Raw genomic sequence first — 13,512 nt, forward strand, 5'->3', positions numbered from 1 at the left:
AATAAATTGTGGATTATACCACGTAGGAGGAAACAAACATGCAAGAAGGTACAGTAAAATGGTTTAACGCAGAAAAAGGATTCGGTTTCATCGAGGTTGAAGGTGGAGAAGACGTATTCGTACATTTCTCAGCTATCCAAGGCGAAGGATTTAAATCATTAGATGAAGGCCAAAAAGTTACATTTGACACTGAACAAGGTCAACGTGGACTTCAAGCTACTAACGTAAACAAAGCATAATTATTAAAGGACTCTTCTAGAGTCCTTTTTTATTTGCCTTCTAGGCATTTTTCTAAATGTCTGTTGCCATTAAACTACCTCGAGTTATTTCACCATACTACTAAAAATAAGTTCCCTTTCACACGCTTATCCATAACTCAAATAGCTACACCGATAAAAAAGAGGCTGACTCATAAATGTCTAGCTCCTTCAGATTGAAGGGCAGATATTTATGAGTCAGCCTCGAAGACAACATGTTGCAAGTAATAAAATGGTTAGCTAAATCATAACACACTAACCTTGGAATACCTAAACATATTTAAAGGATACTTGCAAAGATTTAATTTCACAACATATACTATTATCTGCTATATTCTTTCTAAGTAGAATCTAAGCTAAGAGTCTTTCTAAACTTAAACTGATAGAGTCTCTCTTGACTTTATAAGAGGATACGTAATATAGCTTACCACTACGTACGCAATAAACGATAAAACAATTGGCAATACAACAGTATGCATACCTAATGCATTAGGTATTAATCGATCAAAAAAGATATAAGAGCCCATGCCAATTACCATAGAAGTAATCGCACCGAACTTATTTCCTTTGCTCCAATAAAGCCCAAAGACTACCGGCCAAATAAATACAGATTCTAATCCACCAAACGAAAATAAATTTAACCAAATAAGTAAATCTGGGGGACTTAATGCAAATAATATGACAGATACCCCGATAACCGATGTTACCCAGAAACTTACCTTTTTCACCTGCATCTCTGTTGCATTTGGTTTTATATAGTTTAAATAAATATCCTTTGTAATGGTTGAACTTACAATAATTAATAACGAGTCAACCGTTGACATAATCGCAGCCATCGGAGCAGCTAAAACAAGTCCTGCAATAAATGGTGGTAATACCTTTAACGTCAAGGCTGGCATAACAGTATCGCCTACTTCAATACCTGGAAGAATCGGTCTAGCGAATACTCCAATTAAATGCATTCCTAGCATAATGAAACCAATCGTCAATGTTCCAATAATTATTGCTCTATGCATCGCTTTCGAATTTTTATAGGACATCGCCCTTACTGTTATTTGTGGAAGTCCTACAACACCCACACCCACTAATATCCAAAACGAGGAAACATAGAGCGGGGTTAAATCCCTCTGTGCACCATATGGAGACACTAAATTAGGGTTCTCAGCTACAAGATCAGACATAATATTTGTTATTCCACCACCTGCAATAATTGTTGCTATCAATAGAATTGCCGTTCCGACAAACATGATCACACCTTGAACAGCATCTGTGAGTGCTACAGCTCTAAATCCGCCAAAAATAACATAGACTAGAACCGATAAAGCAAATATGAACAGTGCTGAGGTATATGATAACCCTGTTAAGGACTCAATTAGCCTAGCCCCACCAACCCATTGAGCAGCCATAGCTGAAAATAAAAAGATAAGAATACTTCCCGCAGAAATAAAAACAACTGCTTTACTTTGATACCTTTCTTTTAGGAAGTCGATTAACGTAACTGCCTTATACTTACGTGCCATGATCGCAAACTTCTTCCCTAAAACCATAAGGACAAAATATCCTGTAGCTAATTGTGCCATAGACAGAAGAACCCACCCTAGACCTCTCGTATAGGCTACGCCAGGACCACCAATAAAACTACTAGCACTGCCATAAGTAGCCATCATCGTCATTGCTAATACAAAACCACCTAACTGTCTTCCTCCTAAAAAATACTCCTGTAAAAAGGAATCAGTTGATTTAATAAATTTATTTGCCCAAAACCCGATAAAGAAAATAACAAGTAGAAATAATAATAATGGTATAATGACATGCCAATTCATACGCTGTCCCCAATTTCTTCTTCCTCATCATCAAACGGTACTTCTGTAAATAGAAACTTTACTGCTAATATAACAAGAATTGATACGACAATAAAACCCAGAACACAACTATAGAAAAACCATTCTGGTAATCCGAATATGTATCTATATTCAGTAGGATCCCCGGATCCTAAGCCATAAGCAAATCCAAACCACCATATAAAATTAAAAATAACAAGTGCAATGCCAATCTTAGCTTCCTTATGTGCAATTTTAAACCGTTTATCGCCCAATGTAATCCTCCTCTATGTATGATAACTAAACCCGCTGACAAATTAATTGGTTCCTAGTAATAATATAGTGATTTATAGCCGTTCAGGCAATACTCTACACATGATTTCTACTCATTTAATCATACTATCTCCTTTATACTCCCAGTATTTAGTCGTACATAAAATAAAAATATAAAATGACACTATTTCTACTTGGACTTTTTAGACGAAATAAAAAACCTTTCTATTTGAATAACTACAGTTTTCAAATATCTGTAATTATTCATATAGAAAAGCTTCAATTTAAATAAAATTATCTGATTCATTATTATGGCTTATTTTGTTGACTCATCGCAATAGCTTGTGCCTGTTGGAGTTTTTGTTGTGCATTTAGAACATCTCGTTGTTCTTTCTCAACTAGTTGTTGTGCTTGTTTTAATTCATGGGTTTCTGTTTGTACCTGCTGCTTTGCAGTAAGTAAATCTTGATTCTCACTTTGCAATTGTTGATTTGCGACTTGAACATCTACTTGTGCCTGCTGTAAATTCAATTCTTGATCTTTATCCATGTTAAAGCCTCCATTAATATATGATAAGTTAGGAAATTTCCCTGTCATTATCATGCTCATTAAAAGCTATCCTATTCTCTTTAAGGGAATTCCTCATTGAAAATAGACTGTAAAATCAAGATGAATATGTAAAGTAGTCGTTTGGGCCAAATGCAGTCATTTTTACAAAAACAGTCATCAATTAATTTGGCTCAACATGTACATGTACGTCATATACCCCATATTCTAGTTTCAGCACATCTTCTACCTTTGTTGAAATATCATGAGCATCTCTAATTCCTAAATTCGAATTTACAAGGATGACGATATCAACTACAGCATTATTGCCATAGCTTCTCGCTTTAATATCCTTTACACCTTTTACACCGTAAAGGGATTGAACAGTATCTTTATACACTTGTATTTTTTCGATATCATATCCGTCGGTCAAATAGTGGGAGGCATCACGGAAAATATCCCATGCCGTTTTACAAATAATTAATCCCACTAATACTGCTGTTATTGGATCAAGCCAAGGAAGACCAAATTGCGAACCGATTATACCAATAACTGTTCCAATACTAACCAAAGCATCTGAAAGATTATCTTTTGCAGCTGCCATTAATCCTTGACTATTGATTTTTCTTGCTAAGTTATTGTTATACCGATAGACCAAAAACATAATAATTGCGCAAAAAATCCCTGTCCATGCAGAAATGAGATCTGGTGCTTGATGATCGCTAGCAAATACAGATAAAATAGCTCTGTATAAAACTTGTATACCTACGACCACCATAATAAATGATGCAACCATTGATGCAACTGTCTCAGCTTTCCAATGGCCATAAGGATGATCTTTATCCGCTGGCTTTCGTGACACTTTTAATCCTATTAATACAGCAATAGAAGCTATAATATCAGTTGCATTATTTAAACCATCAGCTCTTAGTGCTTCTGAATTTGCAGTATAACCAATAAGTAACTTTATTGATGATAAGAATATATAAGCAATTATACTGATGAGTACACCGCGTTCGCCCAATTTTAAATCATTATATTTTTCTTCCATTTTATGTTTAGGCCTCCACTATTCAACTACTTGAACATCATAACAAGTAAAGATTGAGTGGGTCTATAGCAATCTTGTTTCGCTTTTCTATACTAGTAATAGATACACAAAATTCTTTCCTATAGTAAACATTTGCTAGTTCAGCGTTTGAAGATGTTGTTGGTTATCCCACATACTTTTTAACATTGATTTTCAATACACAAATTTTATCATTCTTTTATAATGGCTCTTTTCTAAAAGTTTGTTGCTCTAGTACGAATATTGATCTAAATTTAAGCTATGTCTAAAGGGATATCAGACTAATTTAGCGAAAAGAGCACGAAGGTATCCTTAAAACGTGTACATTAGTACTTTGTACGGAAAACAACAATCTTTGCGAAAACAGCCTTTATCATTTAACAAATAGAGTTATGTACAGATTTAAAGCTTCTTTAAATAGGTACGACCATTCTCCCAAGTAACGGTAACATTTGTTTCAAATAGTTGTGATAACTTTTCATCCGATAACATCTTCTCCGTTTGACCAGAGCCAAACACCTTACCCTTTTTCAGTAACAATGTATGTTTAAACATCGGTAAGATCTCCTCAACATGATGTGTTACATAAAGAAGCGTCGGAGCATTTTTTCGTTTGTTAATCATTTCTAGTGCTAGTAACAATTGCTCTCTTGCGAGAAAGTCCAAACCGGTAGTAGGTTCATCTAGAATTAACAGTTGGGGATCCCCCATTAAAGCTCGTGCAATTAGGACCCGTTGACGCTCCCCCTGAGAAAGGGTTTCATAGACTCTGTCAGCATAAGATAAACAATGTAGTTCCTCTAATAATCCAATTGCTTTTTGTCTCATTTCATTGTTTGGAGTATCATATAAACCAATTGAAGCAAAAGCTCCACTTAGGACAATCTGAAACGCTGTATCTGAAGGATAAAGCTTTTGTTGTAACTTCGCAGAGACAATTCCAATTTTTCGACGAAGTTTTTCTGCTAAATAATCTTGTCCAAAAACTTTTCCTAATACTGTAACACTCCCTTCAGTTGGAAAATAATAAGCACAAAGCATGTTTAGTAAAGCTGTTTTCCCTGCTCCATTTAATCCATATAACACCCAATGCTCATCTTTATGAATTTTCCAATTAATATCGTTTAAAATCCATTGACCGTTTCTTTTTAACGAAACATGTTCAAGCTCAATTATTATGGTCATATAGCCACCTCATTATTATCTTTTTTCCTTATGTTCGATATTATCTTATTTGTTTTCTTATCGCACTATTATTTTCAAAAGAACGTATCATACCTAAGGTCCTTAATAATTTACTAATAAAAGGTCAAACTAAATAAAAAGGTGGGTGATAAAATGAGTGATAAGGACGAAGAATATACTGACTTTTCAAATGTAGAAACCCAAAGAAACTTCTTAGCAGCTGAAGAATACCCAGAAGGACCTTTTGGTTCACCTATAGGTAAAAATAATCCTGTTGAAAATAAAAACACACCGTGGAAAGAGGATCAACAATACTATAGCAACTTCGCATACGAAGCTCGAAATTTTCATGAAGACCTCCCAAGACAGTTACCAGGTGCTCACCCGACACATGATGATAAAGGGAAAGATACAGAAGAACCGTATAAAGATTCTCCATAATATCACCCTTTCTGTTTCTTTAGAATAATGTTTGATCAATTTGATACTGATTAACTTGATAAACAAAAAAGAACTAGCGTGTTTTAAAAGTAGATGGATTAAAACACGCTATTGATATATTTATTTTTTTATAAAAAAGTTCGTTATTTTTGTGTAAATCCCCTTGGTCTGATACTTAAGAGTCCTCTATTAGCTACCTTTCTCTTCTTCAATAAAGGCTGTTTCGCTAAGATTATTGGGGTTTTCCATACAAAGCAATTAATGTACACGTTTTTTTCATGAAGAAATGAAGATCTATTTCTGGATACTACAAAAAGACACGCTATATATATGCGCGCCTCGTTTGATAAACATTATTCTAAGTAAAAGAAGATACTCAAATTTAAAATATCTCTTTAAAAAGCGAGTTAATTCCCACGCATTCTTCTTTGAATATTGATCATTTCCGCGGCCAATTTTCCAATTCTGTTTTTAACATCCATATCTATTAAATCGTTCTCTTCATTGAAATCATTATTTAGGACAAACACATTTCCGACAGGTACGACTCCTTTTAGATAAGTAAGGATTGGTTTGAGATGATATTCGGTCACCAGAAAATGTTTGTCTGTTCCTCCAGTTGTAATCATCCCTGTGACTTTTGATTTGAACGCATCAATCGGTAAATGGTCTAAGAGATTTTTCAATGCACCTGTAATGGAAGCTTGATATATAGGTGTACCAAATACAAGAAAATCTGCAGATTGAATTGTATTTACAACCTTAACCGTGTCAACATTGTAATAACTAAGTGGCGTTCCTTTTACAAATTCAATTTCGTAATCCTTCAGGTCTATTAATTCAACTTGAATACTTGGATCATGCGATTTTGCTGCTAAAAGAACTTCATGTACAACCTTGGATGTTTTCGAACCAATGAGTGAACCTGAAATACCAACGAGTTTCATATCTGTTCCTCCTATTAAAAAATACTCTTGTACTGTGAAGGGGTTACTTTTCGTCATAGCAAATCTTTATGTGCAGCCTTTTACTATTCCGGATAGTCGTCAAGTAAACCTGAACTATTTAGGGAGCGACAACCCCTGAAAATAACTTACCTAAATACCGCTATTACCCCTTGATATCCGAAATACACTCCGAAACCAATTAATGAAACGCCTGAAATAATTGAAATGACCTTTAAACTACCATCGTTTAAATACCTCCGAAAACCACTTGTTAAGGCAGCTACAAAAATGTCCCATATTGTTAATCCAACAAATATCATACAGCTATATATTAATAATTGGCTTGTACCATTCATTTGAGCAGTTTTAGCTAAAATCGAACCATAAATCCCCAGCCAAAACAAAATCGATAAAGGGCTAGTTATAGACATGATGAACCCTGTCAGAAAGCATTTTATTAATGATTCCTTTTTCCTACTATAGGTTAACGTGACAGAATTAACACCTAAAATACATTCGATTCCAGAATATATAAGAATAAAACCACCAAATGACCATAAAAAGATTTGGACTATTGGAATGCCTAAAAACTGTACCATTCCTAAATATACGAGTAGCATAAAAAACGCATCTGCTAACATAGATCCTGCCCCAACGACCCAAGCGTGCCAGAATCCATTTTTTATTCCTTTATCTAAACGAGCAGAGTTTACAGGACCTATTGGTGCTGCCAGGGATATTCCTAAGAAAATGTAGCTGATTAAAATGCTAATGCTCAAATAACACCACTCTCTTCTACAATGATAGATAACTTGTACATTATATGAAATACGTTGTCCACTATGACTAGAAGGTTCAATAAAACCTAGATATTCATTAAAAAATACTGTGCATAGTAAGCTTGCTAATTTTAAATAGCCACTATTTCTTTTTGCGATACATCGGTTTATCTTTACGTTTATGGGCAAGATAATCGTACCAATTTTTTTACGAGGTGAATGATATGGCAAAAAAGGAACAGGAGCAAATAGCAACAGATGATGCGATTGTATTAATGTTTTTAGATTTAGTAGAAAAAGATGGGGTTGAAGTTCAAGTCACCCTTAGTATGAATGGCGCTATCATTTCAGGAGCCCTTATTGGTCCGAGTGCATACTATGAAGGAATCACAGAAAAAGCGAAGATGTTATCAGATAAAACAATGGCAAATATCCTATCCAAAAAATTCGGTGACTTAAAAGAAGCCTATGCTAAACAAAAGGGAGAAGATGAGGGAGAAGAAGATAAAGATACTAAGGAGAATTCATATACCTTCATTCACTTGAAAAATGCAAAGTATCTTTCCGTAAGTAGCCAGCCCACTACTGGCAGTGGAACATGGTGGAGAGGAAAAATTTCCTCTATTGATGGATTTTCTTTTAATTCCCTTGATTAAATTAGAACTAAGGAAAAGACCCCTTGAAACATTGAGGAGTCTTTTCGTTTCTTCATGTATAAAAACGACTAGCTTATTAACACATACTCGGAGGTGGTGTCATATGATCCTGTAAAACAGCAGGTAAGGTATCATGGATGTATGGCGGAGCTGGTTTTAAAACTGGTTTTTTCGCTAATGGCTGTGGATGTTCGACATATTGGAACGTACCCTCTCCATCCATACTAGGACCGCTTGCCCATCTCCCCTTAGCACTTTCATTACCTCTTGAAAAATTGAATAGCACATGTGATACTTCTCGTTTTTCTAGATCTCTTGGAAAACTACTTGGCACAACGACGTTTTCTTTAGCTTCTAATTCCTTTATTGCAGCTATCCATTGATTTTGATGCATTGTATCACGTGCAATCAGCCAAGAAAGCATATCCCTTACACCTGGATCTGTAGATGATTCATATAATCGTACAGCTTGAAGTCTCCCTTGAGATTCTGCATTTAAATTTGCCCGAAAGTCAGCAAGTAAGTTTCCACTTGCAATAATATAATCGGCGGTCCATCGATTACCTACACTATCTGCAGGCATTGCACCTAGACCAGATACAATCGCATGCTGGGGATTCATTCCACCAAGAATAGCCCCAATTATTGGATCCTTTGCAGCTACTTCAAGATCCCCAACAGGTGCCCCATCTAATAATCTCGCTATCATCGTTGCCAACATTTCGATATGTGCAAGCTCTTCTGCACCTGTATCCATTAACAGGTCTTTGTATTTTCCATTGCCACGAACGCTCCACCCCTGAAAGAGATACTGTAATGCAACAGAGATTTCTCCAAATTGGCCGCCTAATATCTCCTGTAATTGCTTTGCGAATAATGGATCTGGTCTTTCTGGCTTAGCATGATACTGTAATTCTTTAATATGATAGAACATTATTTCACCTCTTTATTTAATTTCTTGTTATCTTATTAGAGGATTTTTAAATAGGTGTTTGTCTATACTGAATTTGTTATAGCATTAGGTTCGCCAAAAGATCTACAACAACACGACCTCTTTAGCAAAATTTACCTTCTCTATTTGCTTATGAACCAAACATCCACAATGAAATCCATACAACTCATTTTTTTACATACATAAACAAATACTATCTACTAACACTAATACCTATGGTGTTTATGGAGGAGGTTTATTTATGAGTAAAGTAAGCTGTAGTCCTGGTGGTAATACTAGTCATTCTAATAAAAGTTCTAATAAAGGTAGTCTAAAATGGTGGCAATTATCATTAGTAGGCATTGGATGTACGATTGGAACAGGTTATTTTCTTGGTTCAAGTATTGGAGTAGGCATAACTGGACCTTCCATCGTTTTTTCATTTCTCTTGGCTGCAATCGGTACGTATATTGTTTTTAATGTTTTAGCAAAAATGACTGCACAAGACCCACAAGACGGATCCTTTTGTTATTATGCTGGGAAGGCTTATGGAAAGTGGGCAGAATTTAGTTGCGGCTGGAATTATTGGTGTTCCAATATTCTTATTATGGGAAGTCAATTAACGGCACTTTCCATTCTCTCACGTTTTTGGTTTCCTAATGTCCCTTTATGGATTTTTGCAGCAGGCTATGCCATTCTATCGATTATTGTTGTCATTTCGGGAACAAGTGGCTTTGATAAAATTGAAGATATACTAGCAGTTGTCAAATTCGCAGCAATTATCATGTTTATTATTCTTGCTATTGCCGCAATAGCAGGTTGGATTAATGCAGGTAATGCAAAACCTACAGGTCTTCCGAATACATCCAACGAACTTTTTGCTGGAGGTTTTAAAGGGTTTTGGTCATCCCTTATCTATGCATTTTATGCCTATGGCGGAATTGAAGTTATTGGCATTATGGCCATGAGGCTTAAAAACAAAGCGGATGCACCTAAAGCCGGTACAGTCATGCTATTGGCTTTAGCATTTGTCTATGTTTTATCACTAGGTCTGGCTGTAACACTAGTACCGCTTGATTTATTTCATGAAAAGGAAAGTCCATTTGTAACAGCTTTAACAAACTATCGAATGGCCTTTTTCCCTCATGTCTTTAATGGTGCAATTATTATTGCTGGTTTTTCAACAATGACAGCATCATTGTATGGAGTGACAAATTTACTTGTCACTTTAGCAGAAGACAAAGATGCACCTAAACTTTTCGCAAAAAAACTTAAGGGCTTTAAGAATCTTCCATTACCATCGTTAGGACTTGCAACAGTAGGGTTACTCGGATCAATCATAACGGCATTATTACTTCCTGGAAAAATTTACGAATATATAACAACTGCTGCAGGAATTTTATTACTTTATAATTGGTCATTTATCATCCTAGCTTCCTTACGAATTCTAACTTTAAAAACCAGGAACAAAGTCCTTGCCTATTTTGGTTTGTTACTAATCATAGCAGCCATTACTGGAACGTTGTTAGAGAAATCAATCAGACCTGGTTTCTTTGTTAGTGTCTTATTCGTGCTCGTGATTGGTATCGTCTGCATGCGCATGAAGAAATATTGGAAAAAACCTAAAGATAGTAAAGTACGATATTATTAACAGGTTTGTATTTATGAACTTTGATTAATGTCATTCAATATAACGATGATGAGGTGAACTCTTTTCCAGAAGAGTTCACCTTTATTTAAAAAATGGATCTTCTGAAAAATGCCCCTTAAAAGGAAATAACACTTTTTCACTCTCGAATGCATACGTTTCCTTCTATACTTTCTTCTAAAACGGATAAATTAAGAAATTATTAACTTTCTGCAAAGTTCAAAAAACAAAGGTACAGTGTTTTACAATATACCTTTTTAACAACATTTGTTATTTACTTATTAATTGTCCTTCATCTTGTATTTTTCCCTATTGACGTCAACATCGGAAAATATGCGAATCAAACGCCTTGGTATAACACATTGAACATAATACCAATTATTACGATCGACATAAAAACATTTCTATTAAATATAATTATGCTTATTCCATTTGGGATGTATTTACCTTTATTAAACGGAAAACTTGATTCCTTTCGAAAAGCTATTCAATATGGGTTACTGTTAAGTATTTCATTTGAAATTATACAGTTATTGATCCGGGTAACCTTAGGAAGTTCAAGAAGTAGCGATATTAATGATTTAGTCGCTAATGTATTGGGAAGTGTTTTAGGCTATCTCTTTATAAAACGTTTATTAGAGGTAAAAATACTAAAAAGCCTGTTACCTAGGTTTTCAGTAGGCATTTAACTATTTATTTAGATAAAAATTTCTCGCCCACCCAATAATATCCACTTTGATATGACTAGAATTAATTTGTATATAAGGTAATGACAAAAGGAAACGTTTGTTCTATACTAGATGTAAATTACATGGGGGAGTCATATATGAGACCTAGCCTTACAACGAAGATCAACATCGAAGACTTTAAAGCTTATTATTGGCTGAAAAAAGAGCTTCAAACCTTCTGCAATGAAAATGATCTGAGTGCATCAGGTTCGAAAGGAGAAATTACAGAAAGAATTGAAACATTTTTACTAAGCGGAGAGATCAAAAAGCCAAGGAGGAAGTCCAAGAAGAAGCCATTAGCATTAACCCCAAATGAACTTAATCTTGAAACGGTCATTACTGAGGGACATCGCTGTAGTCAGGATGTTAGAGCCTTTTTCAAATCGGTAATTGGTCCAAAATTCCATTTTACTACCTATATTCAAAATTTCTTTAAAGACAATATTGGAAAAACATACCTCGATGCTGTTGAAGCTTGGCTAGAGGAAGAAAAAAGGAAAAAATTCCCTACATACAAAAAAGACATTGCTCCCCAGTTTGAATACAATCAATTCATTCGAGATTATTTTGCAGATCCCTCCAACAAAGGAAAGAACCGGAAAGAGGCGATCCAAGCATGGAGTAGTTTAAAAAAACTTCCTGGAAGCAACAAATATAATCCCTATTTCTAAATAATCACCTAAATTGGTAGATAACTAAGAATGACCTTTATTAAATGACATCATTATATATATTCATTTGTGTGTATCAAAAATTAAATCAACGTAAATACTGATAGGAGGACTTGTAGCTCAACTGTTAGAGCGGTCAACAGTTAACCTGTTAACTATTGTACATCTTGTGGGTTCAAATCCCACCAAGTCCTAGATCAGGATTTAATAAAGTTTGTTTTATAAAACTATACCTCTCCCTTACTGCATTTTAATTACTAATATGAATGACCTCGTAATACAGGCATTGTACAACAACGAAAAGAGCCTCCCGATTTTATAATTTCACTAAAATCAACTTCAATAACTTCATAACCACGTAACCGCAATTTCTTATTAATTGATTTATTTTCTGGTAAACTTATTATTTTTCGGTTACCTAATGACAGGATATTTGTCCCTAATGAAAATTGTTCTGTTCCTTTCACTTCAACTAAATCATACATCGATGATAATTGTTCGAGTTCGCCTGTTTGAAAGGCTGGTTTATATATTAGTGCCTCTTTGGGAGAAAGAATATTAAATACACAGTCTAAGTGTAGATGTTTTTTATTAAATGGGAGTGTTACTACGTTGTAACCTGGGAGAATCCTATTCAGTTTTCTAGTTGCTTCATCAGTAGTTCTATCACTTACTCCGACAAAAATTGTTCTATTATCAACCAATACATCTCCACCTTCTATACTATTTTCACTGAAGGTTTGTATAGACATCCCCCTCTTATCAAGCCAATTTTTTAATACCGCTTCCTCGCCTTCTCTGATGGCACTACTCATTTTTGAAATATATACCTTTTTTCCAATTGTAAAGCCAATATCGCGTGTGAAGACTTGCTCAGGAAATTGACTGTTAGCAGGTAATTCTAGTACTTCCACTCCATTTTCCTTTAATATGTCACGAAACTTCTCATGTTGCTTAATTGCTATCTTTTTATTTATATTTCCCTTAACGTAATGCTTTTGTGTTTCATTGATTACCTCACTAATTTCCATGTGTAACGGTGGGCATACAATCACACGATTAAGTTTTTCATATTCAGTTGTACATGAAACTTTATTTCCTAGATGTAATAGAGAACCCAACATAATTTCCTCCTGTTTTTACTATGTTAATATATCATTTAAAGGAGAGACTAACCAAGTCAGTCTCTCCTTTAATATAGCATTTTCGATGTATTAATTTATATGTTACGCACGTTTCCGCATACTTTTCATTACAAAACTTACAATAAACACAAGAACAATTGCTCCTATCAGTGCCGGAATAATATAAAATCCTCCTGTTTCTGGTCCCCATTTACCTAGAATTAATGAACCAACCCAAGCACCGATAAATCCAGCTATTATATTACCAATGATGCCTCCAGGAATATCACGTCCTACTATTAAACCTGCTAACCAACCAATAATACCTCCGATAATTAATGCCCAAATAAATCCCATCAATAAACACTCCTTTTTAAAATTTAATTTTTATTTTATGATGTTGATTATTAAATACCCCATCACGGATAAGCTAAACT

15 protein-coding genes, 1 tRNA gene and 1 pseudogene are annotated in these 13,512 nt (G+C 34.8%); 7 read left to right on the plus strand and 10 right to left on the minus strand.

Annotated features, from left to right (window positions below; genetic code table 11):
* The first annotated feature begins 38 nt into the window (after positions 1-38).
* Positions 39-239, plus strand: a complete 201-nt coding sequence (locus AC6CHR_RS16785; RefSeq protein WP_498250147.1) for a cold-shock protein — start codon at positions 39-41, stop codon at positions 237-239.
* 392 nt (positions 240-631) lie between these two features.
* Here AC6CHR_RS16785 and panF read toward each other — a convergent pair whose 3' ends face one another.
* The 5 genes from panF to AC6CHR_RS16810 all read right to left on the minus strand — a co-directional run bounded on the left by panF (position 632) and on the right by AC6CHR_RS16810 (position 5,144).
* Entirely contained in the window at positions 632-2,080 is a 1,449-nt protein-coding gene (gene panF, locus AC6CHR_RS16790) for a sodium/pantothenate symporter (protein ID WP_498250148.1), read from the minus strand.
* A complete protein-coding gene (locus tag AC6CHR_RS16795) occupies positions 2,077-2,358 on the minus strand; it encodes a YhdT family protein (protein ID WP_498250228.1) in 282 nt (93 codons plus the stop codon). The genes panF and AC6CHR_RS16795 overlap by 4 nt, the downstream gene beginning before the upstream one ends.
* A gap of 301 nt (positions 2,359-2,659) precedes the next feature.
* Positions 2,660-2,899 carry a hypothetical protein gene (locus AC6CHR_RS16800; protein WP_498250149.1) on the minus strand — a complete coding sequence of 80 codons (240 nt, stop codon included), beginning with the start codon at positions 2,897-2,899 and terminating at the stop codon, positions 2,660-2,662.
* A gap of 181 nt (positions 2,900-3,080) precedes the next feature.
* Positions 3,081-3,947 carry a cation diffusion facilitator family transporter gene (locus AC6CHR_RS16805; protein WP_498250150.1) on the minus strand — a complete coding sequence of 289 codons (867 nt, stop codon included), beginning with the start codon at positions 3,945-3,947 and terminating at the stop codon, positions 3,081-3,083.
* A 420-nt stretch (positions 3,948-4,367) separates the two neighbouring features.
* Entirely contained in the window at positions 4,368-5,144 is a 777-nt protein-coding gene (locus AC6CHR_RS16810) for an ABC transporter ATP-binding protein (RefSeq protein ID WP_498250229.1), read from the minus strand.
* 159 nt (positions 5,145-5,303) lie between these two features.
* On the opposite strand from AC6CHR_RS16810, the gene AC6CHR_RS16815 reads away from it, so the two are divergent.
* Complete coding sequence (locus AC6CHR_RS16815; RefSeq protein WP_498250151.1) at positions 5,304-5,591, plus strand: hypothetical protein; 288 nt, start codon at positions 5,304-5,306, stop codon at positions 5,589-5,591.
* A 407-nt stretch (positions 5,592-5,998) separates the two neighbouring features.
* On the opposite strand, the gene AC6CHR_RS16820 is transcribed toward AC6CHR_RS16815, so the two are convergent.
* Positions 5,999-6,538, minus strand: coding sequence for an NADPH-dependent FMN reductase (locus AC6CHR_RS16820; RefSeq protein ID WP_498250152.1), 540 nt, complete (start codon positions 6,536-6,538; stop codon positions 5,999-6,001).
* Positions 6,539-6,684: 146 nt separating this feature from the next.
* Complete coding sequence (locus tag AC6CHR_RS16825) at positions 6,685-7,317, minus strand: LysE family transporter (protein ID WP_498250153.1); 633 nt, start codon at positions 7,315-7,317, stop codon at positions 6,685-6,687.
* A gap of 212 nt (positions 7,318-7,529) precedes the next feature.
* Here AC6CHR_RS16825 and gvpU point away from each other — a divergent pair.
* A pseudogene (gene gvpU, locus AC6CHR_RS16830) lies at positions 7,530-7,973 on the plus strand (gas vesicle accessory protein GvpU); the annotation flags it as partial.
* Between the two features lie 76 nt (positions 7,974-8,049).
* Here gvpU and AC6CHR_RS16835 read toward each other — a convergent pair.
* On the minus strand, positions 8,050-8,907 hold the full coding sequence (locus AC6CHR_RS16835) for a manganese catalase (protein ID WP_498250154.1): 858 nt from the start codon (positions 8,905-8,907) through the stop codon (positions 8,050-8,052).
* 259 nt (positions 8,908-9,166) lie between these two features.
* On the opposite strand from AC6CHR_RS16835, the gene AC6CHR_RS16840 reads away from it, so the two are divergent.
* The 4 genes from AC6CHR_RS16840 to AC6CHR_RS16855 all read left to right on the plus strand — a co-directional run bounded on the left by AC6CHR_RS16840 (position 9,167) and on the right by AC6CHR_RS16855 (position 12,145).
* The gene (locus AC6CHR_RS16840; RefSeq protein WP_498250155.1) at positions 9,167-10,555 is read left to right on the plus strand and encodes an amino acid permease; all 1,389 of its coding nucleotides are present in this window, start codon (positions 9,167-9,169) and stop codon (positions 10,553-10,555) included.
* Positions 10,556-10,824: 269 nt separating this feature from the next.
* On the plus strand, positions 10,825-11,241 hold the full coding sequence (locus AC6CHR_RS16845; protein ID WP_498250230.1) for a VanZ family protein: 417 nt from the start codon (positions 10,825-10,827) through the stop codon (positions 11,239-11,241).
* Between the two features lie 137 nt (positions 11,242-11,378).
* Positions 11,379-11,951, plus strand: coding sequence for a DUF6434 domain-containing protein (locus AC6CHR_RS16850; RefSeq protein ID WP_498250156.1), 573 nt, complete (start codon positions 11,379-11,381; stop codon positions 11,949-11,951).
* A 109-nt stretch (positions 11,952-12,060) separates the two neighbouring features.
* Positions 12,061-12,145: transfer RNA gene (locus tag AC6CHR_RS16855), tRNA-OTHER, on the plus strand.
* Between the two features lie 63 nt (positions 12,146-12,208).
* Here AC6CHR_RS16855 and AC6CHR_RS16860 read toward each other — a convergent pair.
* Both AC6CHR_RS16860 and AC6CHR_RS16865 read right to left on the minus strand, forming a co-directional pair.
* A complete protein-coding gene (locus tag AC6CHR_RS16860; protein WP_498250157.1) occupies positions 12,209-13,072 on the minus strand; it encodes a dimethylarginine dimethylaminohydrolase family protein in 864 nt (287 codons plus the stop codon).
* A 105-nt stretch (positions 13,073-13,177) separates the two neighbouring features.
* Positions 13,178-13,432 (minus strand): GlsB/YeaQ/YmgE family stress response membrane protein, encoded by a 255-nt coding sequence (locus AC6CHR_RS16865; protein ID WP_498250158.1) that lies wholly within the window; start codon positions 13,430-13,432, stop codon positions 13,178-13,180.
* Positions 13,433-13,512 lie beyond the last annotated feature (80 nt).

Source organism: Metabacillus sp. GQ13, assembly GCF_059758525.1.